The 1,683-nt window shown below is 26.7% G+C and carries 4 protein-coding genes; 3 read left to right on the top strand and 1 reads right to left on the bottom strand.

Annotated features, from left to right (window positions below):
* Positions 1-35 precede the first annotated feature (35 nt).
* Entirely contained in the window at positions 36-236 is a 201-nt protein-coding gene (locus HSACCH_RS13730) for a hypothetical protein (protein WP_005488181.1), read from the bottom strand.
* A gap of 160 nt (positions 237-396) precedes the next feature.
* Between HSACCH_RS13730 and HSACCH_RS13915 the strand changes: the two genes are divergently transcribed.
* The 3 genes from HSACCH_RS13915 to HSACCH_RS13725 all read left to right on the top strand — a co-directional run.
* The gene (locus tag HSACCH_RS13915; protein ID WP_005488180.1) at positions 397-567 is read left to right on the top strand and encodes a hypothetical protein; all 171 of its coding nucleotides are present in this window, start codon (positions 397-399) and stop codon (positions 565-567) included.
* Complete coding sequence (locus tag HSACCH_RS04500; RefSeq protein WP_005488179.1) at positions 548-1,234, top strand: ABC transporter substrate-binding protein; 687 nt, start codon at positions 548-550, stop codon at positions 1,232-1,234. The genes HSACCH_RS13915 and HSACCH_RS04500 overlap by 20 nt, the downstream gene beginning before the upstream one ends.
* A gap of 214 nt (positions 1,235-1,448) precedes the next feature.
* Positions 1,449-1,683: GGDEF domain-containing protein (locus HSACCH_RS13725; RefSeq protein WP_152415985.1), on the top strand; the 235-nt coding region annotated here is incomplete at its 3' end.

Below are 1,683 nucleotides of genomic sequence, written 5' to 3'. Positions count from 1 at the left end.
CAAATGCTACTAATTTGCAGGAATTAATACAAGAATTAGGAAAAAAAAGATTTGGTCATATCCCCAAAGTAGGAGATTGTTTTTAAATGTTCATTAATAATTTCCCATTCACTTTTATCATTCAATTCTACTTCTTCCGGCCTTCTGCAATAACTTAATTTATCATCATAGGATAATCTATTAAAAGCTATTTTCTGAAGTTCTTCCTTCATTGCCTTCTTATTTTCTCTAGACATTCCTTTAGGATATTTAAGCAGAGTTTAGCAGCTGAAAAAGTAAGTTTTTTAAAATATTTGAGATTATCATTTTAGATTAAAAGTTACTGAAGCCCGCAAAAATGGGGGTGATTAGAATTAAACCATTGATTATAATTTTAATATTAAGTTTTTTTATTTTATGATCTTAAGCTCAGATGTTTTTGCACAGAAAAAAATTCTTGTACTGCATTCTTATCATCAGGGTTTAGAATGGACAGATCAAATTTCGGAAGGGATAAGATCGGTTTTTCCTTATAATGATAAAGTTAAAATATTTTATGAATATCTAGATGCAAAAAAGAAATTATAGTGAAAAATACTATGATAAATTAATCTCTCTCTACAGGGAAAAAGCTAAAATTATTAATTTTGATGTAATAATTGTTTCAGATAATGCAGCTTTTAATTTTATTCTAGAATATGGTGAAGAATTATATCCTAAAACACCGATAGTATTTTGTGGTGTCAATAATTTTAATAGTAATTTTTTAGTAAATAAAGAAGATATCTGCGGAATCGTTGAAAATGCCGACCACAGAAAAATTATTGATTTAATTTTAAAACTGCATCCTAATTTGAATGAGTTGATTATTATTAATGATCAAACTCTGACCGGTAAAAACATTCAGGAAGAACTGAAAGTTGTTTTAAAAGATTATAAAAATAAAATAGAGTATGAAATCTGGGATACTTTTACACTTAATGACCTACAAAATAGATTAATTAGTTTAGATCAAAATGATGTTATTTATTTATTAGTTTTTAATAGAGATAGAGCTGGTAATTTTATTTCGTATAATCAGGGTATAGATATAATTAAATCAGTGAGTAAAAATCCTATTTATGGTGCCTGGGATTTTTATCTGGGCAAAGGGATATTAGGAGGTAAGTTGATTTCTGCTCAAGCTCAGGGTAAAGAAGCTGCATTAATGGCAAAAAAAATTATTAACGGTCAACAAGATTTCCGTGAAAAATAGTATTTGACAAAGGTAGTAATTTTTATTTCGATTATCTAGAATTAAAAAATATAATATAACAGAAAATGATCTGCCTGCAGGAAGCAGAATAGTTAATCAACCTGATTCTTTTTTAAAAAATAATAGATATCTACTGTGGGGACTAGCATTTTTGATTTTTATAATTTTAATTCTAATAATTATATATTATTTAAAAAATAAAGAGAAAGAGAAATTGGATAAGTTAAATCTAGAACTTGAACAGAAAGTCAAGCAAAGAACTAGAGAATTAGAAAAGATGACTATCACAGATGAACTAACAGATTTATTTAATAGAAGACATATTTTAGATCTGCTTGAGATTGAAATAAAAAAGGCAAGCAGATACAATAGAAATCTTTCCGTAATAATGATCGATATAGACTTTTTTAAAAAAGTTAATGATAATCATGGACATCAGTTTGGAGATA

Source organism: Halanaerobium saccharolyticum subsp. saccharolyticum DSM 6643 (genome assembly GCF_000350165.1).
In the GTDB taxonomy this organism is placed as follows: Bacteria; Bacillota; Halanaerobiia; order Halanaerobiales; family Halanaerobiaceae; genus Halanaerobium; species Halanaerobium saccharolyticum.
The sequence above is the reverse complement of the archived record's forward strand: the minus strand, read 5'-3'. Positions and strand labels throughout refer to the sequence as shown.

Excerpts from the sequence above, each read along its gene's own strand:
- HSACCH_RS13730 (WP_005488181.1), bottom strand. The coding sequence starts at position 236 with ATGTCTAGAGAAAATAAGAAGGCAATGAAGGAAGAACTTCAGAAAATA.
- HSACCH_RS13915 (WP_005488180.1), top strand. The coding sequence starts at position 397 with ATGATCTTAAGCTCAGATGTTTTTGCACAGAAAAAAATTCTTGTACTG.
- HSACCH_RS04500 (WP_005488179.1), top strand. The coding sequence starts at position 548 with ATGCAAAAAAGAAATTATAGTGAAAAATACTATGATAAATTAATCTCT.